This window comes from Verrucomicrobiales bacterium (assembly GCA_016793885.1).
In the GTDB taxonomy this organism is placed as follows: Bacteria; Verrucomicrobiota; Verrucomicrobiia; order Limisphaerales; family UBA11320; genus UBA11320.
Genome location: JAEUHE010000061.1, coordinates 1 through 24,224 on the forward strand (window position 1 = coordinate 1; position 24,224 = coordinate 24,224).

Annotated in this window: 14 protein-coding genes; 7 read left to right on the forward strand and 7 right to left on the reverse strand. The window is 59.0% G+C overall.

Annotated features, from left to right (window positions below; all coding sequences use genetic code 11):
• The first annotated feature begins 506 nt into the window (after positions 1–506).
• Positions 507–2,027, forward strand: coding sequence for a beta-lactamase family protein (locus JNN07_07825; protein ID MBL9167634.1), 1,521 nt, complete (start codon positions 507–509; stop codon positions 2,025–2,027).
• A 242-nt stretch (positions 2,028–2,269) separates the two neighbouring features.
• Here the strand turns inward: JNN07_07825 and JNN07_07830 are convergent, their stop codons facing one another.
• From JNN07_07830 to JNN07_07845, 4 genes are all read right to left on the reverse strand, one after another.
• A complete protein-coding gene (locus JNN07_07830) occupies positions 2,270–6,811 on the reverse strand; it encodes a hypothetical protein (protein MBL9167635.1) in 4,542 nt (1,513 codons plus the stop codon).
• Positions 6,812–6,972: 161 nt separating this feature from the next.
• Positions 6,973–7,938 (reverse strand): hypothetical protein, encoded by a 966-nt coding sequence (locus JNN07_07835; GenBank protein ID MBL9167636.1) that lies wholly within the window; start codon positions 7,936–7,938, stop codon positions 6,973–6,975.
• A 321-nt stretch (positions 7,939–8,259) separates the two neighbouring features.
• Positions 8,260–8,811: an acyloxyacyl hydrolase gene (locus tag JNN07_07840; GenBank protein ID MBL9167637.1), complete on the reverse strand. Its 552-nt coding sequence runs from the start codon at positions 8,809–8,811 to the stop codon at positions 8,260–8,262.
• 150 nt (positions 8,812–8,961) lie between these two features.
• Positions 8,962–9,714 carry a DUF1080 domain-containing protein gene (locus tag JNN07_07845; GenBank protein ID MBL9167638.1) on the reverse strand — a complete coding sequence of 251 codons (753 nt, stop codon included), beginning with the start codon at positions 9,712–9,714 and terminating at the stop codon, positions 8,962–8,964.
• 155 nt (positions 9,715–9,869) lie between these two features.
• Here JNN07_07845 and JNN07_07850 point away from each other — a divergent pair, with 155 nt between their 5' ends.
• Positions 9,870–11,219: a Gfo/Idh/MocA family oxidoreductase gene (locus JNN07_07850; protein MBL9167639.1), complete on the forward strand. Its 1,350-nt coding sequence runs from the start codon at positions 9,870–9,872 to the stop codon at positions 11,217–11,219.
• Between the two features lie 256 nt (positions 11,220–11,475).
• On the opposite strand, the gene JNN07_07855 is transcribed toward JNN07_07850, so the two are convergent.
• Complete coding sequence (locus JNN07_07855) at positions 11,476–13,437, reverse strand: DNA/RNA non-specific endonuclease (GenBank protein ID MBL9167640.1); 1,962 nt, start codon at positions 13,435–13,437, stop codon at positions 11,476–11,478.
• A 325-nt stretch (positions 13,438–13,762) separates the two neighbouring features.
• Between JNN07_07855 and JNN07_07860 the strand changes: the two genes are divergently transcribed.
• From JNN07_07860 to JNN07_07870, 3 genes are all read left to right on the forward strand, one after another.
• Entirely contained in the window at positions 13,763–15,121 is a 1,359-nt protein-coding gene (locus JNN07_07860) for an MFS transporter (protein MBL9167641.1), read from the forward strand.
• A gap of 242 nt (positions 15,122–15,363) precedes the next feature.
• Positions 15,364–16,602 carry an aromatic ring-hydroxylating dioxygenase subunit alpha gene (locus JNN07_07865; GenBank protein MBL9167642.1) on the forward strand — a complete coding sequence of 413 codons (1,239 nt, stop codon included), beginning with the start codon at positions 15,364–15,366 and terminating at the stop codon, positions 16,600–16,602.
• Positions 16,599–17,822, forward strand: a complete 1,224-nt coding sequence (locus JNN07_07870) for an FAD-binding oxidoreductase (GenBank protein MBL9167643.1) — start codon at positions 16,599–16,601, stop codon at positions 17,820–17,822. The genes JNN07_07865 and JNN07_07870 overlap by 4 nt, the downstream gene beginning before the upstream one ends.
• Here JNN07_07870 and JNN07_07875 read toward each other — a convergent pair.
• A complete protein-coding gene (locus tag JNN07_07875) occupies positions 17,810–20,329 on the reverse strand; it encodes a fused MFS/spermidine synthase (GenBank protein ID MBL9167644.1) in 2,520 nt (839 codons plus the stop codon). The two genes, JNN07_07870 and JNN07_07875, sit on opposite strands and share 13 nt — an antisense overlap.
• 255 nt (positions 20,330–20,584) lie before the next feature.
• Between JNN07_07875 and glsA the strand changes: the two genes are divergently transcribed.
• The gene (gene glsA / locus JNN07_07880) at positions 20,585–21,550 is read left to right on the forward strand and encodes a glutaminase A (GenBank protein MBL9167645.1); all 966 of its coding nucleotides are present in this window, start codon (positions 20,585–20,587) and stop codon (positions 21,548–21,550) included.
• Positions 21,551–21,830: 280 nt separating this feature from the next.
• On the opposite strand, the gene JNN07_07885 is transcribed toward glsA, so the two are convergent.
• Positions 21,831–22,895: a class I fructose-bisphosphate aldolase gene (locus JNN07_07885; protein MBL9167646.1), complete on the reverse strand. Its 1,065-nt coding sequence runs from the start codon at positions 22,893–22,895 to the stop codon at positions 21,831–21,833.
• 404 nt (positions 22,896–23,299) lie between these two features.
• Between JNN07_07885 and JNN07_07890 the strand changes: the two genes are divergently transcribed.
• Complete coding sequence (locus JNN07_07890; GenBank protein ID MBL9167647.1) at positions 23,300–24,223, forward strand: hypothetical protein; 924 nt, start codon at positions 23,300–23,302, stop codon at positions 24,221–24,223.
• Position 24,224 lies beyond the last annotated feature (1 nt).

Genomic DNA, 24,224 nt, shown 5'->3' on the forward strand with positions numbered 1-24,224 from the left:
CTCGAACCCAACTGGCTAAACCTAGGGGCATCTCCATGAGCGAACGCGACTCCAACTGCATGGATTGGGCTTCAGGCGGAAAGGGCGACGTATGCAGAAGCGAGCCCGAAGTTTTCTACTCGGCCCCCCCGGTAAGCTCTCACCCCACGGGTCATGGCGCACGCGGCCCCCACTGAAGTGGGAACTCCATGCCTCCGAGCCTGAGGTTTTTCTAGCCCCCCCGGTAAGCTCTCACCCTACGGGGCATGGCGCACGCGACCCCCACTAAAGCCCAATCCATGCCGCCCTACTGCATGGATTGGCTAAAGTGGGAACTCCATACCTCCGAGCCTGTGGTTTTCTAGCCCGTCCACGGTAAAGCTCTGTAGCTTCCCTGATTCGTTGACTTTCGGTGGCCAGGCAGGAGTATTCCGCACATGGCAACCGACATACTTCGCCGACGCTTAGCTGTTCACCCATTGCACTGGTTCGGTCACATGTTCAGTCTTGGTTTTACCTGCATTTGGATGGCTGCAGCGATCCAAATGCGGTGTGTCGGCGCTTCGCCCGCTTCTTACGTGCAGCCCCGTTTCACCGATCCTCAACGGCTGCAAAAAATTCGAGTCGTGTTGCCCGAGATCGATGAATGGTTTAGCTCTTTCTCGAAGACGGAACACCTTCCGGGCGTGGTGTACGGCGTGGTGGTCGATGGCGAGCTCATCCACCACGCCGAGCTCGGACTAGCCAACCTGGAACGCAAGATCAAGTGTGGCCCGGACACGGGATTTCGCATCGCATCGATGTCGAAAAGCTTCGTCTGTCTCGCGGTCTTTCGCCTGCGCGACGATCGTAAGCTGGGGCTGGATGATGCGGTTGAAAAGTATCTGCCCGAGCTGCGAAAGGTTCAACTACCGACGACGGATTCCCCGAGGATCACCATCCGGAATCTCATGACCATGACCACCGGCTTGCCGGAGGACAATCCTTGGGGCGATCGGCAGCTCGAAATTTCCCAGGAGGCGCTGCGCACGTTCGTCCGCGGCGGCTTGTCGTTCTCTAACCCTCCCGGACAGGAGTATGAGTATAGCAATCTGGGCTATGTGCTGCTTGGTCAGGTCATCGCGAAAGCCTCCGGGATGTCTTTTCAGAAATACATCAACACCCGGTTGCTGCGACCGTTGGGCATGACCAACACCTGGTGGGAGTTTGCAGATGTTCCCCCGGATGCCTTGGCCCAGGGCTACCGTTGGGAGCACAACGCCTGGATACCCGAGCCTATCTTGCACGATGGTGAAGGCGCCGCGTGTGGCGGGCTGATTACAACGCTCAACGATTTTGCCAAATACATGCGCTTTCACTTGGACGCCTGGCCAGCCCGGGATGGCGCTGAGCTAGGACCGATCCGACGGTCCACTGTTCGCGAAATGCAGAAGCCCTATGTGGTTTCTCGAGTAGGTGCCCAGGAGACGCTGCTGGACGGCGTCACACCGAATCCCAGCGTTGGTTTTTACGGCAACGGTTTAGGCTGGTCGATCGATAGCCGCAAGCTCGTGACCTTGGCCCACACGGGAGGCTTGCCTGGCTACGGCAGCCATTTCCGATTTCTCCCTGACTATGGGGTAGGGGTGTACGCCTTTGCGAATCGCACCTATGCTCCCGCTGCGCGGGCGTGCAGTAAGGCGCTGAATCTTCTGGTCGAGCGTGCGGAACTAAAGCCGCGGAGCGTTGTGGCTCCAGGTCTGCTTCAGACACGAGCGACCCAGGTCGCCGAGATGATCACTCATTGGCACCCCAAGCTGGAGGGAGAGATTGTCGCGGAGAATTTCTTCCTGGATCAAGCTCGAGCGGATCGAATGGCGGTTTCCCGCGATGTTCTGGGCAAGCTCGGTAAGATTCTCTCCATCCAACCAATCGTGCCCGAGAATCAACTGCGAGGCACCTTCAAGATGATCGGCGAGAATGGTCACATTCATGTTCATTTTACCCTGACCCCCGAGAAGAATCCAACGGTCCAGCAACTCGACCTGACTTTCGTGCCGAAGCCCTAAGGACCTGCCTTTCCCCCTTCGTTGACGAAGGAGGGAAGGGGATGCGGGCGGGGCCAAATGCCCTCGCTAGACACAACCCGCTACATAGGGAGCGGCCCAAGCCTTCTTGGACTTCTCCTTCGTTCTTCGTCGCTTACGTATTTAGTGCAATACGCTCGCTCCTCACGCCTCGGTTTTCGCAAAAACCTGCTGCGCAACCGCATGCAGTCGTACTGCATGGATTGGGCTACAGGGGGGATGGGTCAGTTCTGCTTCCGTAGACGATAGTGCCTGACTCGATCAAGGGAACGGTTGGTCAGAACCCATTGCTGATTCTGCAGCACGGGGAGCTGTCTGACTGGACGCCAGAGGTTGGTGTTCGAAAGACTGTCCGTAAACTCCAGCACATAGTTTGAACCGACATCCGGCCATCCTAATGCGAGACTCACCAAAGGCACCGTGTTCGTTTCGAGAGTTGGCGCGCCCAGGGGCCCTGTGGCAACGGTCAACCGACTGACGGGATCCACGCGCGATTCCAGTAACTCCAGCCTCGGTGGTGGTGGCAGCCGGTAGGCTGGAGCGAGCAGGGTTAAGATCGCTCCATCGACTTTCAGGTCATGATCACCCATTCCCCCATCTCGCACGGTCACCAGGAACTTAATGCCCTCCCCCGCCGAGATGGACACGGATCCGGACGGCAACTCGTACCAATGCGGCTGGGGATCCGTCGAGGTTGGGCCGAATGCGAATACGGTGGAGCAGGACACCGGCGAATGGATTCGGTTCGTCAGCACCACGTCACTTCCCGGAGACAGCCCGCGGACCCCGACTTGAAGAGCCCCGATCGGGAAGGAATACCCTGAGGGAAGCTGTCCAGAGTGGGGAAGTCTCAGCGGTGCAACCCCTCTGAATGCGAGCTCGGCTCTGGCGGACAGCGTGATCCAGTCTCCGCTGAGGCCAGGCAGCGAAACCACATTGGCTTGCTGAGAATCCAAACGCCCATCCCCGTCGCCGTCCCCCTTCGCGATCGTGACATCCGCCAGGGCGACCTGCAGGGCCAATGGTGCGGGCGAGGGTGAGCTCGGGGACGGTACCTGGTTCTCCACGTCATCGCTCGCGCCGTCCTGCTCCTCATCGGTCGGACCCTGGACCATCACGCTCGGTGAAACCTCTGAGGTGTTGCCATCGGGATCGATGGCGATGGTTGAGATGTATTGTCCGGCGGATAAATCGCCGGTATGTCGGGCTACGAAGGGCGTGGGACGGTCGGGAGACGTGGGTACCTCGATGCTTCCAAAGAAATTCTCGGGATTAGATGTTCCGGTTCGACCCACGTAGATTTCGATCCGCATCTCCACTGGATCTCTCGTCGCGCTCAGCTGCCCGGTCAATGCCAGGTGCGACCCGGAGAGCACCGCCGCCTCCAAGGTTGGGAAATTCAGCAACGTGTTGGGGCCGTCGTCCAGGTCTCCCTCGTCGTTGGTAGCGCTGAGGCTCCCATCCTCGTTGCCGACACCGCGCAGAGAAATCGCAAAACCGGTATTGTCAATTAGGTCATTCCTACTGATGGCATTTCCTAGGCCTGAAACAATATGCACCGCCGCCATGCGAGACGCTGGTTCGCCTGCGCGTCCGTTCCAGGAAATCTCATTGTCGACGATATCGAGGCCATCGACCGGCTCACCATTCCCTCCCACGCGGATGCCTTCGAAGAGTTGGTGGCTGATGAGGTTCCGGCGGATCAGGGCGCCGTCGCTGCCGCTATTGACTACAATGCCCACATACTGGTTCCGGTTCCCCGGCGAGAATTGATACTTCTCGGTGTCACCAATGGAGTTCTCCTCGATAGTCAGCTCTTGAGCATCCCGGCAGCTAATCCCGTAGCCGTTGAACATCAGTAAATTGCCTGCGCCCTGCGCACCAATTTGATTTCCCAGTCCTTCGACGGAGATCCCCACCTCATTTCCCAGGTTGCCGCCATCGAAACCCACGCCAATCTGGTTTCCCAGGACACGATTGTCCTGCCCTGAAACCGCTATCCCAACGAGGCTGTTGCAGACGATGTTCATTCCCTTCGGATTCTCCGCAGAGTCACCTATCCAGTTGCCGTTGGATTGAACGAAAATCCCTATCATCATGAGCCCACCGGAATCCGATGTGCTATCCGTGCCATTCGCAGCGACACCGATATAGTTGCCTTGGACAATGGTCTCGTCGGCACCTTCCGCCAAAATGAGCGCAGTTCCAGAATACAACGTCACGTCGGGATCAACCTCGGACTCCGCAGCAGTCACCGTGTCAACAATCCGGGCGCCGTTGTCCGTTCCGGCGATCAGGTTGCCGGAATCGATGCCCCCGATCTGGTTGCCAGCCCCCGTGACCAAAATTCCACCACCTTTGGTGAAGTTCTCCCAGTCGTCGGAAGTAATCCCGTTCGCTCGGGATAGCATTCCGGTGACGTCGGTGCCGATGTAACAGCGAACGACTGCCCCATCATTGCCATGTAGTTCCAGTCCATAGGAGGGAAACCATTGGATCACCAACCCGGCGATCACGCACCCGCCCGCTTCCACCACCAGACCACTGGCGGTTTGATCCTGTCCGACCGGGGCCGGGGAGATGTTTTCGCCGGAGAGCACCACGGATGGATTCCGGTTGGCCTTGTCCTTCTGGGTGAACCCTTCGATGATGGTCTGCGAGGTCAGTGGGGGCAGTGGGGTTTTAGGAGCGATGATCGCTGGATCGAGACGATCGCCATTCGCATCCTTGATGGCGAATTGGATCGCCTTCACACCCTCCAGATTGTTCGCCACCTGAATTGCCGCCCTCAGCGTGCATTCCTGGGTTCCGTCCGGCAGTTTACGGCCGGTATCGCAGCAGCAGTCGGTCGGATCCTTGTCGGGAAGGTCGGCCTCCGAGTTGACCACCAATTTCGCTGCGGAGATGGAATTCGCCTGCACGGTATCGAGGATCTCTCCGGGTTCCTTTTCACTGCTCAAGGCCAGTCGCGAGCGGAAATAGGATTGTTGATCGACGTTGGTCTGAGCCATTGCCACGACGAGGGAGTGGAACTTGCCTGGGGCCAGCGGGGGTAGCAGATAACCGACGGGAGATCTGATTTCTGCGGTGATGTTTTTGGTATCCAGAAAATAGAGCACTACCCAGTCATTCGATCCCGTCTCTGTGGAGGCAATGCGATAGGATTGGGGCGACAAGGTGTCATTTTGGACGCGGACATCAAACTGAGAAATCCCGGCGGCACCGACTATATTCGTGCGGCTTTGGCGGCCGGAAGGCGTTTTCTGGTAAACGTCGTCCGCTCCGAACGCGGGGCGACTCTCCGCCGCGGTCTTGATCCAAAGATCCCCGAGGACAGTGACCTTGACCGACTGTCGCGCCGTGACAGTGGAGACCTGGCCCGCGCCATCCTTCACTAGGATGGTACTGACCAGGCGCGATTCCCCTTGCTCTCCGGCCTCCACTGGAATGGTGAAGGTGCGTTCCGGCGCCCCTGGCGTGAGGAGCACCGGCCCGGGAAGAGGAATCGAACTGACCCGGAGCACATTGGTTTGTTCCGCCCGCAGAACGACATCCTTAAATTCGACGGTCCGTGCGGTGGTCTCCCGGAGGCTCAGTTTGATGGTGGCTTCAAACCGTTTGCCGGAGGCGTATTGAAGGCTCGGAGTGGTGATCTGAATTGCCACCCCGCTGGTGTTGAGCAGCGCATACTGAATGTTGTTGGCGACGAACCCATTGACCGGTCTGATGCTGCCATCACGCTCGCGCACGAACGTGCCTTGCAGGCTCGCTGGATCGGTTGAATTGCGGGTTTGCGTGAGATAGAGGCGTCCTTCGTCATCCCACGCGCCGGGCCAACTCGTTCGGAGAGTCGTGTCCAAGAACGGGCTTGGATTCAGATGCTGGGTGACCGGGGCGGCAAGGCCCCCTGAGGAGGGAATCAAGCCGGTGTTGAGCTCGAGGTACTTCCATCCGGTCGTGATTCCGGTGCCTGGCATGGGATACGTGTGCCAGCGGATAACTCCGTAGTTTCCAGCAATCTGAGTTCCATCGGGCGACCACACCGGAGCAACGAAGGAGGTTTTCGAGGTCGCGTAGGACGTGTAGGTGGTGTTGTTGTTCGGACCCCCCTTGAATTTGCCCACCTCCACGCTGATATGCGACGGGTCGAAGAGCTGACGTTTCGCGCCAGTGGCGACATTCAATGCAAAAACCGAACCCACTGGGCTCTTCCTCGGACAGGCCTCGTACTGTTGATCGAAGAACTCGCACCCGATTTCGTCAACGAACGCCGTCCCCGTGATTCCGATCTCCGTTTGGTCTGGTGACCAGGTCGGCCGCGGATAGGGCATAAACCGATAGATGTCCGGGAACGTCTTGACCACGGCTCCCTCGGCTGTGAGCACCAGCAAATCACCTTCCAGATCGAGCAGTGCCACCAAATCTCCGCGGGGTGACCAGGCGGGAACTCTGGACCGGGCGCGGAAGAGTCGAGGATTCCGACCACGGACATCGGAGAGGAAGACATTGTTGTTGAACACGTAGAGCACGCGAGTGCCGTCCGGAGACACATTGGCTTCCGACACATTCTGAAACCACCAGCGCCATCGGCTGGTTTCGAAACTCCAGATGGCCGTGCCGCCGTTCGTGGAGCCGGTTTGGTCCGCTCGCGCATCGAACATCAACACCCGCTCCTGGCCGCGAAGCGGCAGCGCAGGTCCGCACCAACCAAGCACCACGATCATCCACGCCGTCCACCGCAGAGTCGGATATTTCCAGGTACGCATAGGAATGATGGTATCGTGAACCGATTCGTAGGATTTACAATCCTGAAGAGCGGGTGAAACAGCTATTGCTCACGGGGGCTTCTGCGGTTCCGAGGCCTTCTCACGTTCCGCCTTCATTTTCGACTACAGCGTGACAAGCGGCTCCCCCACGGAGGTGCAGGCTAGCGCTTGGTGACTCGAAAGAACCGAGCTCTTTGTTCGGGCGAGACCGAGAAGGTCATCGTTCCTCCGGTTCCGATCAGCGTCTGGAGCAGTTGCCACGTCGGGCTGTTGACATCGTCCTTCTGTTCCACATCGTAGCGCGCCTGCGACTCCGTGGGAAAGTTCCATTCGAGTAGACCTTCTTTCCGCTCGGGGCCGCTTAGCCGCAACTCGGTCTGACTCTCGCTGACCACGAATTGGGAGTTTGCCACTGCCGCTGATGAGAAGTTCGGCTGCCATCGCAGCCCGGCAGGCGTCCCGATGAAAACCTTTTGGGCCGCTGCACCGGCGAGATTGTAAGCGATGGAGACCTGGTTCAAACCCGGCAGCAGGTTGAAGGTGGGGGTGTATTCAACAGCGGAACCGGGCAACTGGACGAACCCTTCATCAGGATAGGATCCGACCTCGGGACGAAGGCTCACCCCGATTTGATTCGCTTCGGCGGGCCCTGTGAACCGTAGGGTAGGAGTGACGGATATGCCGGTGGCATCCAAAGCCGGGAAGAGGAGGGCTGCACTGGGCAGGTCCGCCTCAGAGAAGCCATCGGACGTTACTTCGAACGGGTATTCTCCCAGCGGTGTGCCAAACACCGTCTCAGAAATGGTCCACGTTCCGAACATCGAGCTGGCTGCTTGATCGAAGGAGGTGAATAAAAGTCCGAACGCTCCATGGGTGGATTCCATACTGACCACCAGGGTCAGTGATCCATCCGGAGAGGTGAGCTGATAACCATCGACCAGGTCATCGAAGTCATCTGGGGCGGCGTCGAGGGACACGCCGACCCCGTATCCCACCGGTTCAGCCCCTTGGGAGTAACTGGAGACATCGAGGAAGAACTGAAGGCCTTGCACCGGCACGGCGGCGAGGGTCAGTGCGAGAAGGCTGCAGACAGGCTTAGCAAGATGCTGGCTTCGAGAAAGGCTCATAATTGATATCAAGAGTTTTGCGCATCCTTGCTGAGACACTAGCATCCTAGCTACTTGCCACCTGCCAAATCAAGGTTCTTGAACGGCGGGTTCGCGGGGCTTGACCGCGTCATTTTGTGATCAACCAAACCTCGGAGACCTCGCACCCGTAACCATTGCCGGACAAGCCAGGTTCGCGATGCCAACGGCTCCTGGTTCAGTTACAGACGAAAGGTTACCCCCGATGAGGACCTCTCGGCTCAGGATGGAACTCAGGTAGAGGTAGGCGAGGCGCTCGTGCCTCACGCTAACACTCCCGTCGGCTCCTACAGGATGCAGGGTTCAGAACTTGAAGCTGAGCGCGAGCGAGTGGAGATCGAGGCCGGGGTTTCGGTCGCCCATGCCAGCATTGGACATGTGCTGCAATCGATAGGATAGCGACCAGCGATCGCTCAGATGCACGTTAAACCCGAGATGACTGGTGAACTGAAACGGAACGCCGAGATCAACGCCATCGAAACTGTCGCGACTGAGAATGGTGGGGGAGCTACCGATCACCAGATCCACGGGGATGCGCGCACAGTTCAGAATGAGGACCGGACCCAACGAACCTACAAAGCCTTTGTCTTCCTTGGACAGCCGCCCGAGCATTCCTGCTGAAGCATCGATCCCGGCCCGGAGACTCCAATCCCGTCCGAATTCCAGCTGTCCCGGCAGCGCCCAGCGGGCGTAGGCCTCGGCCTGGTAAAAATGTTCGTCGATTCGGGTGGCGGAAAAGGCGGTTCGTATGCCGGCCATCTCCAGCCTCACCTTGCTGCCCGATTTCGGTTCCTCGGCCTTCGCTGTCACTGCCGCCGTCACCACCCACAAGCTGACTACCGTTGCAAATTTCATTTCAAAGTCTGATCGCCATGAGTCCAAACCAGGCGATGGATAGAAGCGGATTTGGAGAATCTTGCAGCAAAAAAATGCACGATTTCCATCTGCCGAGACCAAAGGCCAAGAAGGATAAACCCCCAGCTAATCTGATCTAAATTTTCAGATTCAACTTCCGGTCAGTTTTCGCACCCAGACGTTGCGAAAGCGGACGGGGTTCCCGTGATCCTGCAAATAGAGCGGACCTTTTTCTACCAGGCCATTGAGAGGGGAGGCGGTGGTTCGATCTCCCGCCACGGGGGTATGGTCTTGGATGAGGATCCCATTGTGGAGCACGGTGAAGGAGCCGGGCACAATCTTGCCGTCCGGCCCTTTCTTGGGCGTACGGAAGATGATGTCGTAGGTTTGCCATTCGCCTGGCTGGCGACAGGCATTCACCAGCGGGGCTTTGTTTCCATAGAAGGCGCCGCATTGACCATTGGGGTAGGTCTTGTTGTTGTAGTTGTCCAAGACCTGAATCTCATAGCGGCCCATCAGGTAGACCCCGCTATTCCCCCGGCCTTGTCCATCGCCCTGCACGTTGGAAGGAGTCGCGAATTCCAGGTGAACCTGGCAGTCCCCGAACTCTTCCTTGGAGAAGATGCCTCCGGGAGGCGTGCTTTCCATGACTCCGTCATGCACCTTCCAAGTCGGTTCCGCCTTCTTCTCTCCCCGAAATTGAGACAGATCTTTGCCATCAAATAAAATGATGGCGTCGGATGGGGCGCGGCCAGGGGATCCCGGATCCACGATGGGTGGCTGGGGATCTTCCTTTTTGGCATCGGCCGCGATGAGTCCGCGGGATTGGATGGCGATCAGGGCGATCAGCGGGAGAGCGAGGCCGCAGGCGACTTTGAGAATGGAAGAGTTGGATGTTGTCATGGAGCCGAATCTGACTGGTCTGCTGGGCGGCATATTCGATTTCAGTGCCCCGTTCTCAGCCTGGCTTCTCTCCTGCTCGTTCATTTTCATTGTCTGCTCTGACGTCGCTGGCTAGTTTCGAGAATCATCATTCGAATCGCATCCTTCCATTAGCCATGAAACCTATGCTCAACCGTCGCAGCTTCCTTTCCAAGTCCGCCACCGCCGGGGGTGGGTTGCTCATTCTGCGCAACAGCAAACTGGCGTTTGCCTATGAGGCGAACAGCAAGCTGAATATCGCCGGGATCGGAGTGGGCGGGCAGGGGCGGGGTAGCCTGGATGCCTTCCATCGTATGGGCAACAACCTGGTGGCATTGTGCGATGTGGATGCCAAGCGGGCCGGCGATATCTATCAGAAACATCCCGACGCGAAGTCCTATCAGGATTTCCGCAAGATGTTTGATGAGATGGAAAAGCAGATTGATGCGGTCTTGGTGGCGACCCCCGACCATACCCACGCCGTGGCCGCGGTGGCGGCCATGAAACGCGGCAAGCATGTGTACTGCGAGAAGCCGCTCACTCGCACCGTTTATGAAGCGCGCGTGATGCGTGAAACCGCCGCGCGGCACCGTGTGGTGACTCAAATGGGTAACCAAGGATCCGCTGACCGAGCGCTGCGTCGGGCAGTGGAACTGGTTTGGGGCGGCGTCATTGGCGACGTGCGGGAGACGCATGTCTGGTTTGGGGGCGGCAACGGTCCGATGGTGCGTCCCACCGACACACCGGCTGTTCCCGAAGGACTGAACTGGGACCTTTGGCTGGGCCCCGCCGAAAAACGGCCTTATAGCCCGGTGTATGTGCCGGCGAATTGGCGTGCGTGGCGGGCGTTCGGAAGCGGCATCATCGGGGATTTTGCCTGTCACACCGCGAACATTATGTTTCGGGCGTTACGGTTGGAACAACTGTGGCAGAAGTCGATGAACCCTGGCGCCAAGCAAGTGGTGATCCGGGTTCAAGCCTGGCCCAGTGAGGTCGATCTGGAAGGTTACCCCACCTCGTCCAAGGTGGTGATCGACCTGCCGGCACGCGGAGCTCTGCCTCCAGTGAAATCGACGTGGTATGCGAAGGAAAAGCCATCACCCGATCTCCTGCTCGGTCACAAGCAGGGGGCGTGGGGGGATCTGCTCGTCGGTTCGAAAGGGTCGCTGTACTCCGACAATCCCTGGAACGCCAATTACGTCCTGCTGCCCGAGAGCCGATTCGAGGATTTCAAAGGCGGGCCGGCAGAATCGCTGCCCCGCATCAAGAGTCACCAGTGGGAATGGATCGAAGCGTGCAAGGGCAATGGCAAGACCTTCTCCAGTTTCGACATGGGGGGCCCGCTCACGGAGTTGGCTCAGTTGGCGAACCTGGCAAGTTTAGTTGAAGGACCGATCGAGTACGACACTCTCAGCGGCAAGATCCTAAACTCGCGGCCCGCCCGCAAACTGCTCCATCGAGAATACCGCAAAGGCTGGTCGCTCTGACGTGACAAGCAGCTCCTACAGAGCTTGAAGGGAAGGCCGGGACTCACTCGCGGCGGAAGTTTGGCCCACGGAACACGCGGAGCACACGGAGTCGGAGGGGATTCTGAAGAACATTACCGGCAGTCGGCACGGCCCTGGCAAGTCCTTTCAGATCCGTGTGGTCGGCCTCGTCCGTGGGCAATATGTTCGGGCTCCTTGTGGTTTTCCACCCCCTCCACAGCCGTGTCATCGCGTCGGCGGCGTTTGCTGCTCGCGGTCAGAGGATGTCACTTAAAGCTTCGACCAAGGTTGGCGCTGCTAGGACCTGGGTCTCGGCTCCCAGGGCTTCTCCGCCGGGTCTCACTACCTTGGTGTCGATCCGTGCCAGGTCGGTCAGCTTGAATCCGGTTCGTTTCTCGATCTCGGAGACCTTGACTTGGTACATTTGGAAACGTTCCAGGTCCAAGGCTTCGGCGGCGATGGATTCCAGTTTTCCCTGGATCAGCTTGGCTTGCGACAGGATGAAGGCATGGGCTTTAAACCCGCCGTCGGCGCTGTCGCGGTAAGCCACGATTTTGAAGTATTCGCGCGGGATTCGGATCTTCGGTGTTCCGGCTGGCGCACCTGAAGCCACAAATTCAAGGTCATCAGGACGGAATAAAGGGCCTCCAAAAACGCTCAGTCGGAGGCGTTGTGGCGCCAGCTGCGACATCAGTTCATCTTCGAGCGACTTCCAGAGCGCCGGCGCGAGTCGGTTGAACTTCTCGTGCTGGGGAGTGGCGTTCGAATAGCAGAATGAATCGTCGTTAGCTCGCTTCGCTTCGGCTGGAGGGCCCCAGACGAGGTCCTCTCGTTTGGCGATGTGTCCCTTGTCAAACTTGGTCCGGGCGTAGAGCACGTCCCCGATCTGTGCGGTGTCGGGGATGCGCGAGTCTAGCGCCCAGCTTGCCTCCTTGCTGACCTTGGTGAGCCTGGCTCCATCAATGTTCCACGCCGCCAACGCGCATAGGCGACGCGATTTCCTCTGGGTGAGAGAAAAATGTGTGTAATGGGCATAACGCTGTCCGTTGGCACCGATCAGGTCCTTGGCGAGTGCCGAGGTAGGGACCGGCAAGCGAAGCGGAGTGCCGAGGAAGGACTCGTCGTAGCCCTTGCCTCCAAACGTTCGCGCCGCTTCTGCCCCGACGCCTGTGATGAGTGCCGAGCTGGCCTGGGGCGGGCGGAATGAAATGTTAAGCTTCTCGAAGACCGAGTGCGCGTTGCAGGCGAGGGCGAACTCAGGAGATTCTTCATCGGTCTCGCCGGCGAAATGCAACCCGAGCAGGACATCGGTCAGCTTCCCGGTTTTGGGATCCAGAGCTACCCACGGGGCTCCCGAGTCGCCGGGCTTGGTGAGTTCGCCATCGGATGGTTTGCGGCGGGGATCGAAGCCTATTTCGAATCCTCCAATCACCACCTCTCGATCGCCGTAGGTCATCTTGGTCTGAACCTCAACCCGGACGACCTTCCCGCGCGTGACTCCGGTGGTCCGTCCGGACTTGACCACGCGATCATCCAACTCCGCCTTGCCTAGACGCTGAAGAACGGTCGATATGCCCAACACCTCTGGGTTTATGGCACGGCCCTCGATGGTAGCCACGGCGCAATCTCCAGCGGCTCCCAGATGGCTTCTCAGCAAATGGCCGGCGAAATTGTTCCCCGTATCATTGTCATCGAAAGGCCCGGGTTGAACCACAGTATCCCCAATCTGGCCTTCCGTGGTTTGCAGCACATGCCAATTGCTAAGCAGCAGCGGGCTGCCGGTCTCTCGATCGTAGACGATCGCCCCAATCGTGCCGGCGGTTCCCGAGATATTGGCGACGCTGAGGCCGGGGCGTAATACCTCCTGTCGGCGCTTTCGCGGCTCCTTGACGGCGGCCTCCTCCGGGACGATCTGAAACGCGTGGGCATAGCGGCGTTCCAGGACATCGGTTGGCACCAGGTACCCGTCCACCAGGAACAGCGGTGGTATCAACCTGGATCTGACCGACTCCAGGCCTTCGGGAGCCATTTTGCGGTCCACGGTGAACTGCAGGCACAGCTGGCCTTCTTTGGTTTTGTCCGAGCTTTGTTTGCGTCCGATCCCGACCGAATTGATATTCGGAACCAATAGGTAGCGAGCGGCCTCGGTTCGGACAAACTCCTGCAGGGCTTCAGCGGAGGGGCCAGACGGTGGCGGTTGGTTCTTAGGAGATGGCATGGTGTGGATTGTCCAAAGAGTGGTCGTTTGAGCGGCCCAACATCCGGCTGACACCGGTTTTCCCGACGGCGTCCAGCGGACTTGGAGTTCTGCCAAAGGTTATGCTTGCCTCCCGACCCGACTGCAAGGTCGGATTGTGTGGCCGGGCGGGGTTGAGCGCAGTTCTGTTGAGCTGAGGGCTTGTCTTGCGAACCTCACTCCTTCTTGAATCCATCCCATTCAGAAAATCACGGTTGATCCTGCTTGCCTCCCGTAGGGAGCCCCGCTAATACGCGCGGAAGCAGGATGCCCCTGCAGGGTTCACCTGCCCACGGTCTGACGACGCATGATTCCGGCCCAAACTAACTCGGCTTACGAACGTTGGCGCCGTCGCATTTTTGCCATCACCTGGCTGGCCTATGCGGGGTTCTATCTCACCCGCAAGGGGTTTTCGGTAGCGAAGAATGAGCTGAAGCAGGCGGATGTCATGGGCCTGACCAAGTCCCAGATGTCCGCCATGGACGGTGCCTATTCGGCGGCCTATGCCGTCGGTCAGTTTGTTTGGGGGCCACTGGGGGATCGGCTGGGGACCCGTCGCGTGGTTCTGGTGGGAATGATGGGGTCGATCCTGGCGGCGGTCTGCATGGGCTTCTCCCACGGAGCCCTGGGCCTCGGTATCTTTTTCTTCCTGCAGGGATTTTTTCAATCGAGCGGCTGGGCTCCCTTGGCGAAGAACTTGGGCGAGTTTTTCTCCCAACGTGAACGGGGTGGGGTCATGGGTTTTTGGTGCACGAATTACGCCTTGGGGGGAGTGTTGGCGACGCTCTTGGCCAGCTATGCCGCCAGCCGTTTCGGATGGCGATTCGCCTTTTGGGTCCCGGCGCTGGTGCTGCTGGTCATCTGGGGATTGTTCTGGCTGCTGCAGCGCAATCGGCCTGAGGACGTAGGGCTGCCACCCATTGAGGTGTATCATGCTGCCCTGGCCGACGCCCCTCTGTCGGAGCCTGTGGCGCCTGCTTCTGGTTCTGCTTCGGCTGTGGCAGCGGTGCCGCCCTCCCGCTCGGCTTCGGCGGATTCCGGCGAGAGCTGGGAGGTGGTGAAAGCAGTGTTGCGAAGCCCCATGGTGTGGATCCTGGCCGCGAGCTACTTTCTGGTGAAGCCGACGAGGTATTTGCTCCTGTTTTGGTCTCCGGTGTACATCAACGAGCGATTGGGGACGACCACTGCCGAGTCAGGATTTTTGAGCAGCATGTTCGATTTTGCCGGTCCGTTGGGAACGCTCTTCGGAGGTCTTTTTTCCGACAAGATTTTTGGGGCTCGCAGAATCCCGCCAGCGGTCATTGCGCTGGCGGCCCTCGCGGCGCTCATGATTGCGTTTCCCTATCTTCCCATGTCCCGCACCGGAATGGGCATTGGCATGTTCTTGCTGGGCTTCTTGGTCTTTATTCCGGACTCCCTGATCTCGGGGACGGCTGCGATCGATTTTGGAACCAAGCGGGGAGCTTCCACGGCCAATGGGCTGATCAACGGAGTTGGCTCACTGGGCCAGATGGTTGGGGTGATGCTTCCAGGTGCCGTCGAAGCGTACCTGCGGGCGGGCCAGGACATTTGGCTGCCGATTTTTGTGGGCTTGGGTATCGCACTGGCGCTGGCGGCTTTGCTGCTTGCCCCGCAATGGAACCGAGTGCCGCCCCAGGGGGGGTAGGGATAAGTTTAGATTTTAGATTTTGGATTTTAGATTTTGGATTTTAGATTTTGGATTGGCCGACCTGGGCTGGCAGCTGGTCTTTCCCAGCACGAACAACTCCTGGTGTGCCACCGAACGATTGAAAACGTATCCTCTACCATTCCGACTGAGATGTGGCGCCCTCGTTCATTTGAGCGTTGCCAGTTCGGCCACTTCTCGGGACAATCATCTCCACAATGGATCCGACGCATATTGACTCATTGTCGCTCTCTCCTCGAGTGCGAAGCCTGCTCTCCTCCCAACCTCCCCATCACACGCTGGCCGGCGAACTGTATCGCGACCCGGAGGTTTACCGAGCGGACCTGGACCGTGTTTGGCGCCGGGGCTGGCTGTTTGCCGGACATGGCTGTGAGATCCCTGCCGCGGGGGATTATTTCGCCATGGATGTGGGAGCAGACTCGATCTTGGTGGTGCGATCCGAGACGGGCGAGGTCCGGGCGATGCACAACCTCTGCCGTCATCGTGGATCGTTGCTTTGCGATGAGCCCTGCGGACGGGTTAAGAAGTGGGTTTGCCCCTACCATCGGTGGGCTTACGATTTGGATGGGCGCCTCATCCACTCTCCGGCGATGCCGGAATCTTTCGATCGTTCGCAGTATGGATTGCGGACTGTTCAGGTGCGCGAGGTGGAAGGACTCATCTTTGTATCGCTGGCCGCATGTCCGCCGGATTTCACGGAGGCGGGGGAGATGTTCGGAGCCCTGGCCCGGCCGCAGGGTTTTCGTAAGGCCAAGATCGCCAAGATCGTGGATTACCATGTGAAAGCGAACTGGAAGCTGGTTTGGGAAAACAATCGTGAATGCTTTCACTGCAACGCGAATCATCCCCAGTACATCAAGGCCAACTTTGATCACTACAATGCGGATGACACCTCGCCCCAGATCCGCGCGGAGATGGAGACGGCGGTCAAGCGCAGCGAGGCTCGCTGGGCGGCCACCGGCTTGGCCGTGAGCCACAAGCAAACTGGCATGACCACGTTTCCTGATGCCGAGCGCAACATTTGGTTTTCAGCGAACCGGACCGCCTTGGTGGAAGGTTATCTGAGTGAGACCATGGATGGCCGGCAGGTTGCGCCCCTGATGGGAGATTATCGGGATGCGGACGTCGGCACCCTCCGCATGCGAGCGCTTCCCAATTTTTGGAACCACTCCAGCTGCGATCATGCGGTGAGCACGCGACTCCTTCCGGCCGGTCCCGAGGCCACCGCAGTCCGGGTTTACTGGCTGGTGGACGAGAAGGCCCAGGAGGGACGCGATTACGAGCTGTCGGCCGTGATGCCCTTCTGGCAGCTCACCTCCGAGCAGGATTGGGTGATCTGCGAACGCCAGCAGCGCGGCATCAATTCCAGCGCGTATGCGCCGGGGCCGTACTCGCCTTACAAGGAATACAACGTGGATGCCTTCATACGCTGGTATCTCAAACAAATGGAGTCCAAATGACAGAGCTCAAGGATGCCGAATATGTGATCGTGGGCGGCGGAGCGGTAGGGTGTGGAGTTGCATACACCCTGGCTGCCGCGGGCAAGCGGGACATTCTCCTGGTGGAACGGGCTTCGGATGTGGCCCAGGCGACGTCGTCCCAAGGCGCCGGCCTGTGTGGCCAGCCGCGGCCGAGTGAGGAACGCACCCGTCTGGCGATGCACTCCGTCGCTACCTTTCGCGAGTTGCAGCGCGACCCTAAAGTGCAACCAGAATGGCACGAGGTGGGCTCGCTTCGAGTGGCCTTGACGGAGAAGCGCGCGGCTGAGCTTCGTGAGTTGAAACGAGTTGCTGACCGGGTGGGGCTGGAAACGGAGCTGATTGATGCGAAGGAGGCCCGGGTGCTTTGTCCGCCGCTTCAATTGCAGAAGGCCCAAGCGATCTTGTGGTGTCCCTCGGATGGCTACATGCGTCCGTATGCAGTAGCCAGTTCCTATGCCTATCAGGCGAGGAAGCTCGGTGTGAGCCTGGTGACCGACACCGTGGTTGAGGGAATTGTTTGCCGTGACGGCCGGGTGACGGGAGTCCGAACCAATCGGGGTCAGATCTCGTGCCGTTACGTCATCAACGCGGCGGGAGCACATGCCTATCATGTGGCTCAGCTGGTTGGACTGGAGCTTCCCATTGTTCCGGTGCGCCACGAGTACTTTGTCACCATGGCGTTGTCGGGATGGACACCCGAGCTTCCGTGTTTTCGGGTTCCCGAGCTCACCCTTTATGGCCGGGCGTGTGATGGGGGGCTCTTGTTGGGTGGGTGGGAGAAACAGGCCCTGAACACGGATCCACGCAGCTACGCTTTGGCCGCTCAGCCGCCACCGGTCGAGCCGGACTGGCCGGTATTGCAGAGTTTTGAAGACGATTTTGCGGCCCTGGTGCCAGAAGCCCGTGGGACCCAAAAATCTCGAGTGGGCAAGGGATGGCCCACCTTCACTCCCGATGGACGGTTTATCATTGGGGAGTCCTCGCGAGTCAAAGGCTTCGTCATGGCCGGAGGCTGCAATGCGCACGGGATCAGCGGTTCGGCGGGAATCGGCCGACTGCTCTTGGAGTCGTTGACGGATCCCAAGCCTTCAGAGTATGTGCGCAGCCTGAGTCCGGATCGATTTACCGAGACGACCTGGACGTGGGAAGATGCCCGGCGGCAAGCGGCTCATGTGTACGAGACCTACTACGGAGTCTGAGCGGGCTCGTGGTAGGGTTTGCCGTTTCGGTACAGCTGGAGCAGTTGTTGGTTTCGGGAGAGGAGTACATCGTCTCCCGCCTGAGCGGCGAGGGCGCAGGCCTTTTCGGCGGTGGCAACGGCGTCGGCGAAGCGTCCGGCTTCGGCGTACGCGGCCGCCAGAGTGCCGACCAGGAACGTGCGTTGATAGCCGGTCAGTTCGCAAGCCCGCTCCGCGAGTTGGACTGCTTCCGCTCCTTGGCGCAGTGCGGGGTCAGGACCGGCAGCGAGCAACCAGGCTAGGTTGTTCAGGGCGTCAACGAAGTTGGGGTCTCTTTCCAAAGCAGAACGATAGCGAGCGATGGCGCCGACGAAATTCCCCTTTTGCGTCAGGTGAATCGCGTTCTCGATCAGCGACTTTCCTGGATCCACCTCCACCGCCGCGTTCGTGCGGGACCTCAGGATGGGGTAAATGCTGGCGAAGTCATCGGTCCACAGGCGAACTGTCTCGGGTTGCGTCTGGGCGGGCACTGCCGCCGAGCCGATCGATGGGTGACTCAGAAGGCTGGCCTGTTTCGTCAGGATCATCCAAACGGAATTCATCAGCCACCATTTGTCATCCGGAGCCTCGTCTCGGACCACGGCGGCTTGATAGCCCGCGTGCTGCGCTACTGCGGCGACCACTGGCTCCAGGTTCAGGTGGCGGTTGGAAATGTGGACCGCGATGACGCCGTTGGTTTTGAGGTGGCGTTCGTAGAGTTGGAAGGCCTCCTGAGTGAGAAGATGCATGGGAATCGCATCGCTGCTAAAGGCATCCATCACCAACAGGTCAAAGTGCTGGGCGGGCTCCCGCTCCAACGTCAACCGGGCGTCGCCCAGGACGACATTCAGGGTCCCCTTGCAGTCGGAGAGGTAAGTGAAGTGATGTCGAGCCAGAGCCTCCACCTCCGGGTTTATCTCGTAGATGCGAAGCCCGTCCCCCGGGCGGGCATAGGTTGCAAGGGTCCCCACACCGAGGCCGATCACGCCGATCTGCCGAGTCTCAGCGGCCAAGGATCGGAAGGTCCGGCCGACGCCGCTGTTCTCTCCGTAGTAGGTGGTGGGCATGGCGCGGAGCGCGGGGTCGAGCAATTGCATTCCGTGGGCGGTGATCCCGTGGGTCAGCTTGAGAGCATACGATCCAGAGTGGCTGGGATCGATTTTGAGGACGCTCAGAACGCCGTAAAAGTTCCGGGTCCTTCGGATCTGGTCTTGGCTCGAATCGTGCGCCTGGGCCCAGAGCGAGGCGGCAAGGCAAGCGATCCCGGCCAATCCTCCCCCGAAGGTGTGCCAGCGCCAGCGACTGAAGCGTCCCCAGTCCGACGCCTGCAGCCAAGCGGTCAGGCTCAGTCCCGCACAAAGCAGTAATCCCCAGTGCAGCTCATAATAATCGGTGAAGATGAGCGGAGCTACCAAAGTCACCAACAGGCCACCCAGCGCGCCTCCGGCTGCCATCGTGAGATAGAAGTGAGTGAGGTAAGCGGAGGACGGTCGAAGTCGATAGAGTTCTCCGTGGCACACCAGGCAGCAGATCAGCAGTCCGACTGCATAGACGCCAATTTGGACCGTCATGCTCAACTCTGAATCACCGAACAGCACCCAGCAGAGAGCAGTCAGGGATGCGACGAGGGCGATCCCGAAAGGCATCCGTTGGTACCATCGAGGGCTGTCGAAGCAGATGATGAAGCTGAGCAGGTACAGCGCCAGCGGCACCACCCAGAGCAACGGGATAACCGTGACGTCCTGGCACAGTTTGTTTGTGGTGGCGAGCAAGAGCAGCGAGGCACAAGCGGGCAGGAGGAGCCAGAGCGACCAGGTGAGGAACGGGGGGCGCGATTCCTCTCCGCTGGGTGTTCTCGGGAGAGTCGCTTGGGCACCTTCCTGCGGGGAGGTGGCAGGAGGTGCGTTGGACGCTCGCCAGACAGAGCGGGCGGCGAATCCGCTGCTGATAACGAAGGCACAGAGCCCCCAGGACCAGATGCTGGCCTGGGTAATTCGCGAAAAGGTGGACTCGAAGTAGAAAGGGTAGCTGAGCAATGCCAACAGAGAGCCGGCGTTGGACAAGGCGTAGAGGCGGTAGGGGGAGGCGCCCGGGCTGACCAGGCTAAACCAGTGTTGCATCAACGGACCGGTCGCCGAGAGTGCGAAGTAGGGAAGCCCGACGCAGGCTGCCAGGAGCAGCAGGATCTGAATTCGAGGATCTCCTACTGCTTGCGGCTTCCAGCTGTCCGAGGGGACAACGGGTAGCAGGCACAGGGCGAGTCCGAGCAAGAGGTGATGAACGAGCACTTGTCGACGTGGGGAGTTCCAGCGCGAAAGCAGATGGGCATACGCATACCCGGCGAGCAGCAGGAGCTGAAAGAACAGCATGCAGGTGCTCCAAATCCCGGGGCCTCCACCAAACCACGGAAGGATGTACTTCCCGATCATCGGCTGGACCTGGAACAACAGGAAGGCTCCCAAAAAGATGGTGAGGGCAAAAATCGGCATGGTGGCTCAGGAGTGCCTGGTGATGCAGAGGTTGGTTCGGCACCCGCGTTGCCTCGGGTCCAGAATGAAAATGCGGCCGGCTGCGGTCATGATTCCAGACCAGTGAGGAGCGATTGGGGTCGGGTGACAAGAAGAAACCGCGAACCAAGGAGGCGTTCTTCGAGTCCCTGGTCTGGAAGCTGCTTTGCTCCGGATAAGCAGATCACTCATGGAAAAGATGAGACTCAACCAGTGGTCTGGCGTAGAAAATTGACCATGCGGGACATTTCGCCACTCAAAGATCAAATCTCGGCACTGTACGAGAAGTATAAGGACGACGATGAAGGGGACATCGCCACCTACATCCCCGAGCTCGGGAAAGCGAATCCGGCCGATTTTGGCATCAGCCTCGCGACGGTTTCCGGGGAAGTGTTTTCGGTGGGCAATTGTCAGCAGGAGTTCACGATCCAGTCCATTTGCAAGCCTATGGCGTTCTTAATGGCCTTGGAGAGGCACGGACGTGAAAAGACACTGCAGCATGTGGGGATCGAACCCAGCGGTGATCCTTTCAACTCCATTGAGTTGGACCCGAAGCACGGGCGCCCTAGGCCCTTTAATCCGATGGTGAACGCCGGAGCTATCTCGGTTGCCTCGCTCATCAAAGGCCCAGGGGGCACCGGGGTGGCGGAGTATGTGCAGCGGCTGGGACTGGCGGCGGGAAGAACACTGCGAATCGACGAGGCGGTTCGGGATTCCGAATCCGCTACCGGGCATCGCAACCGTGCAATCGCCTGGCTGATGCGCAATTTTGACATCATTGACGAGGAAGTGGACCAAACGTTGGATCAGTATTTCTCTCAGTGTTCGGTGTTGGTGAACTGCGCGGATTTGGCTCTGATTGGAGCTACTTTGGCGAACACGGGTGAGAACCCGGTGACTCAGAAGGATGTCTTCAACGTGCAGTATGTTAAGGATGCCTTGGCGGTGATGTTTACCTGTGGCATGTATGACTACGCGGGCGAGTGGGCCTATCGGGTGGGGGTGCCGGCCAAGAGCGGTGTGAGTGGGGGGATCATGGCGGTGGTGAACCGTCAACTGAGCATTGCGGTCTATTCGCCGCGCTTGGACACCCGCGGTAACAGCGTGCGTGGCATCAAGGTGTGTACCGAGCTTTCCAACGAGTTTGGACTGCACGCCTTCGACTTCATGAATGTCGGTTCAAACTTTATTGGGGCGATGTGATGAGTGATGGGTGACGAGTGACGAGTGACGAGTGACGAGTGACGAGGTCGTCGGTCGTAATCGTAATCGTAATCGTAATCGTAATCGTCCCTCGTCAGTGGTCAGTGGTCAGTGGTCAGTCGCCCGAGTTGCGAATGAGTTGTTCATTTTCCACACAACTCATCACTCGTCACTCGTCACTCATCACTCATCACTCATCCGTCGGGAGACCTCGACGATCGCACACTGCTCAGCTTCTTTTCGGACCTGAGCAGTGTGCGGTTGGTTCCCAATCCGGTCGTTACGCGATGGTGATATCCTTGTCCAGGTAGACGTCTTGGATGAGGTTTAGGAGCTTGGCGCCTTCTTTCATCGGACGTTGGAAGGCTTTTCGGCCCGAGATCAAACCCATGCCTCCGGCCCGTTTATTGATCACGGCAGTCATGACGGCTTCAGCAAAATCGTTTTCTCCTGAGGCCCCGCCTGAGTTGATGAGCCCCGCTCGACCCATGTAGCAGTTGGCGACTTGGTAGCGGCAGAGGTCGATGGGATGATCCGAGGTGAGCTGGCTGTAGATGCGCTCGTCCAGTTTGCCGTAACTCGATCCTCCGCTATTGAGTGCCTTGAAGCCTCCGTTGTTCTCGGGGAGCTTCTGTTTGATGATGTCCGCCTGGATGGTCACTCCTAGATGGTTGGCTTGTCCCGTCAGATCGGCGCTGACGTGGTAGTCTTTATCCTTTTTGAAGGCATTGTTCCGGAGGTAGCACCAGAGAACTGTAGCCAGGCCATGATCGTGGGCGGCAGCGAAGGCCTGAGCTACTTCTACGATTTGCCGACCACTGTTCTCCGATCCAAAGTAGATGGTGGCTCCGATAGCCGCGGCCCCCATGTCGGCGGCTTCCTTGATGGTTCCGAAGAGGATTTGATCGGCCTTGTTCGGGTAGGTAAGCAGCTCGTTGTGGTTGATCTTAACCATGAACGGGATTTTGTGGGCATACTTGCGTGCCACGGTGCCGAGCACGCCATAGGTGGACGCGACGGCGTTGCATCCCCCTTCGATGGCGAGTTTGACGATGTTTTCCGGATCAAAGTAAACCGGGTTCTTCGCAAAGCTAGCTCCGGCGGAGTGTTCGATTCCCTGGTCCACGGGCAAGATAGACAGGTAGCCGGTGCCGCTCAGGCGCCCACTGCGAAAGAGGCGTTCCAGATTTCCGAGCACCCGGTTGCTCCGATCCGAAGCCGACCAGACCCGGTCGATGAAGTCGCCGCCTGGCAGGTGGAGCATGGAGCTGGGAACGGTCTTGGATTGGTGTTTGAGGAGGCCGTCGGCCTTGTCGCCGAGCAATTGAAGGAGTTCAGAATTCATGAGTTCAAGTTCAAGTTCAAGTTCGTCAAACCGTGTGGGCGTTGTTACATCGCTAAACGACTGCCGGCAAGGGCATACTAACCACGCCGTCTTCGAAAGCCAAACGGTAAACGGCAGTGAGGCCTCGCCGGTGAACGCTTAGGCCCGATTCCTCCTCGTGCCGGTGAAAGCGTCTGAAGATCCGGGTGGTTTGCCGCTCTGCGCCCATCCGCGCAAGACTCAGGTCCACCTCAACTTGCTCAACTGGGGGCTGGAAACAGCCGATGGAAGCAGGAATGGACTTGGGGAGAGCCACGCACTCATGGTTTCAATGCTGCCAATTCATCCAGAGGTGGAAGCATCGGCCTTCCAGCCGTTCTTGGCGCTGTCCCGAGTGGTTGTCCGGAACAGGACTGCTGCCTTGGATGCTGCTTCCCCTCTTGCTACTCGAATGCCGTTCCCTCGCGGACACCGGATCGATCACCGTAGCCATACTGGACTTCGAGTCCAAGGAGGATGCGATTCGCGATGCGGGGGCGAAGTTTTCAGCGGTTGTGGCGGCTCATCTGAGCGCGAGTTCGAAAGTGTGGCTGGTGGAGCGAGCCGAGCTGGCTCTTTTGCTGAAGGAACAAGCAAAGGGTCTCTCGGGCACAGTCACCCCTGAGAGCGCCGCCAGGATCGGCCATCTCACCGGTGCCAAAGTGCTGGTGAGCGGCAAGGTGGTGCGCATCGGGGCGGACTATCTGATCGTCGCGAAGGTCATGGGCAGCGAGACGGGCCGCACGTTTGGCGAAACGGTTCGGGGTAAGGCCGTCGACGCCTACACAACGGTGGCTGAGGAACTCAGTCGAAAGCTGCTGGCGGCAATTGAGGTTAGTGCCGACCAGTTGGTTGCGCCGCCTCCGACCGCGACCGACCATCAGAAGCTCCTGCTTGAACGACTGGGAGCCAAGGCGAGGCCGACCGTTTCCATTTTGATTCCGGAACAGCATTCCGGGTCACCCGTCAACGACCCGGCCGCCCAGACCGAAATTTCATGGTGGCTGACCCAGACCGGGTTTGGGGTGGTGAACACGACCCGTTCAGGTGAGGCGGATGTTCAGATTTCCGGCGAGGCTTTCAGCGCGTTTTCGACGCGCAACGGCAGCTTGGTGTCCTGCCGAGCTCGGGTTGAGCTCAAAGCTGTCGATCGCCGAGGAACAGTCCTTTACGCGGATCGAGAGACCTCGGTTTTCGTCGACAACACCGAGCAAACAGCTGCTAAAGGTGCACTCCAGCGTGCAGCCGCTTCACTATCGCTCCGTTTACTTCCCGCGCTGGTTAACTCGGGTAGCTCCACGAACCGCTGAT

What these genes read in the sequence shown, in the direction of transcription:
- JNN07_07890 (MBL9167647.1), top strand. Translation starts at nt 23,300, where the DNA reads ATGCTGCTTCCCCTCTTGCTACTCGAATGCCGTTCCCTCGCGGACACC.
- JNN07_07840 (MBL9167637.1), bottom strand. Translation starts at nt 8,811, where the DNA reads ATGAAATTTGCAACGGTAGTCAGCTTGTGGGTGGTGACGGCGGCAGTG.
- JNN07_07830 (MBL9167635.1), bottom strand. Translation starts at nt 6,811, where the DNA reads ATGCGTACCTGGAAATATCCGACTCTGCGGTGGACGGCGTGGATGATC.
- glsA (MBL9167645.1), top strand. Translation starts at nt 20,585, where the DNA reads ATGCGGGACATTTCGCCACTCAAAGATCAAATCTCGGCACTGTACGAG.
- JNN07_07835 (MBL9167636.1), bottom strand. Translation starts at nt 7,938, where the DNA reads ATGAGCCTTTCTCGAAGCCAGCATCTTGCTAAGCCTGTCTGCAGCCTT.
- JNN07_07850 (MBL9167639.1), top strand. Translation starts at nt 9,870, where the DNA reads ATGAAACCTATGCTCAACCGTCGCAGCTTCCTTTCCAAGTCCGCCACC.
- JNN07_07860 (MBL9167641.1), top strand. Translation starts at nt 13,763, where the DNA reads ATGATTCCGGCCCAAACTAACTCGGCTTACGAACGTTGGCGCCGTCGC.
- JNN07_07870 (MBL9167643.1), top strand. Translation starts at nt 16,599, where the DNA reads ATGACAGAGCTCAAGGATGCCGAATATGTGATCGTGGGCGGCGGAGCG.
- JNN07_07855 (MBL9167640.1), bottom strand. Translation starts at nt 13,437, where the DNA reads ATGCCATCTCCTAAGAACCAACCGCCACCGTCTGGCCCCTCCGCTGAA.
- JNN07_07885 (MBL9167646.1), bottom strand. Translation starts at nt 22,895, where the DNA reads ATGAATTCTGAACTCCTTCAATTGCTCGGCGACAAGGCCGACGGCCTC.
- JNN07_07825 (MBL9167634.1), top strand. Translation starts at nt 507, where the DNA reads ATGGCTGCAGCGATCCAAATGCGGTGTGTCGGCGCTTCGCCCGCTTCT.
- JNN07_07875 (MBL9167644.1), bottom strand. Translation starts at nt 20,329, where the DNA reads ATGCCGATTTTTGCCCTCACCATCTTTTTGGGAGCCTTCCTGTTGTTC.
- JNN07_07845 (MBL9167638.1), bottom strand. Translation starts at nt 9,714, where the DNA reads ATGACAACATCCAACTCTTCCATTCTCAAAGTCGCCTGCGGCCTCGCT.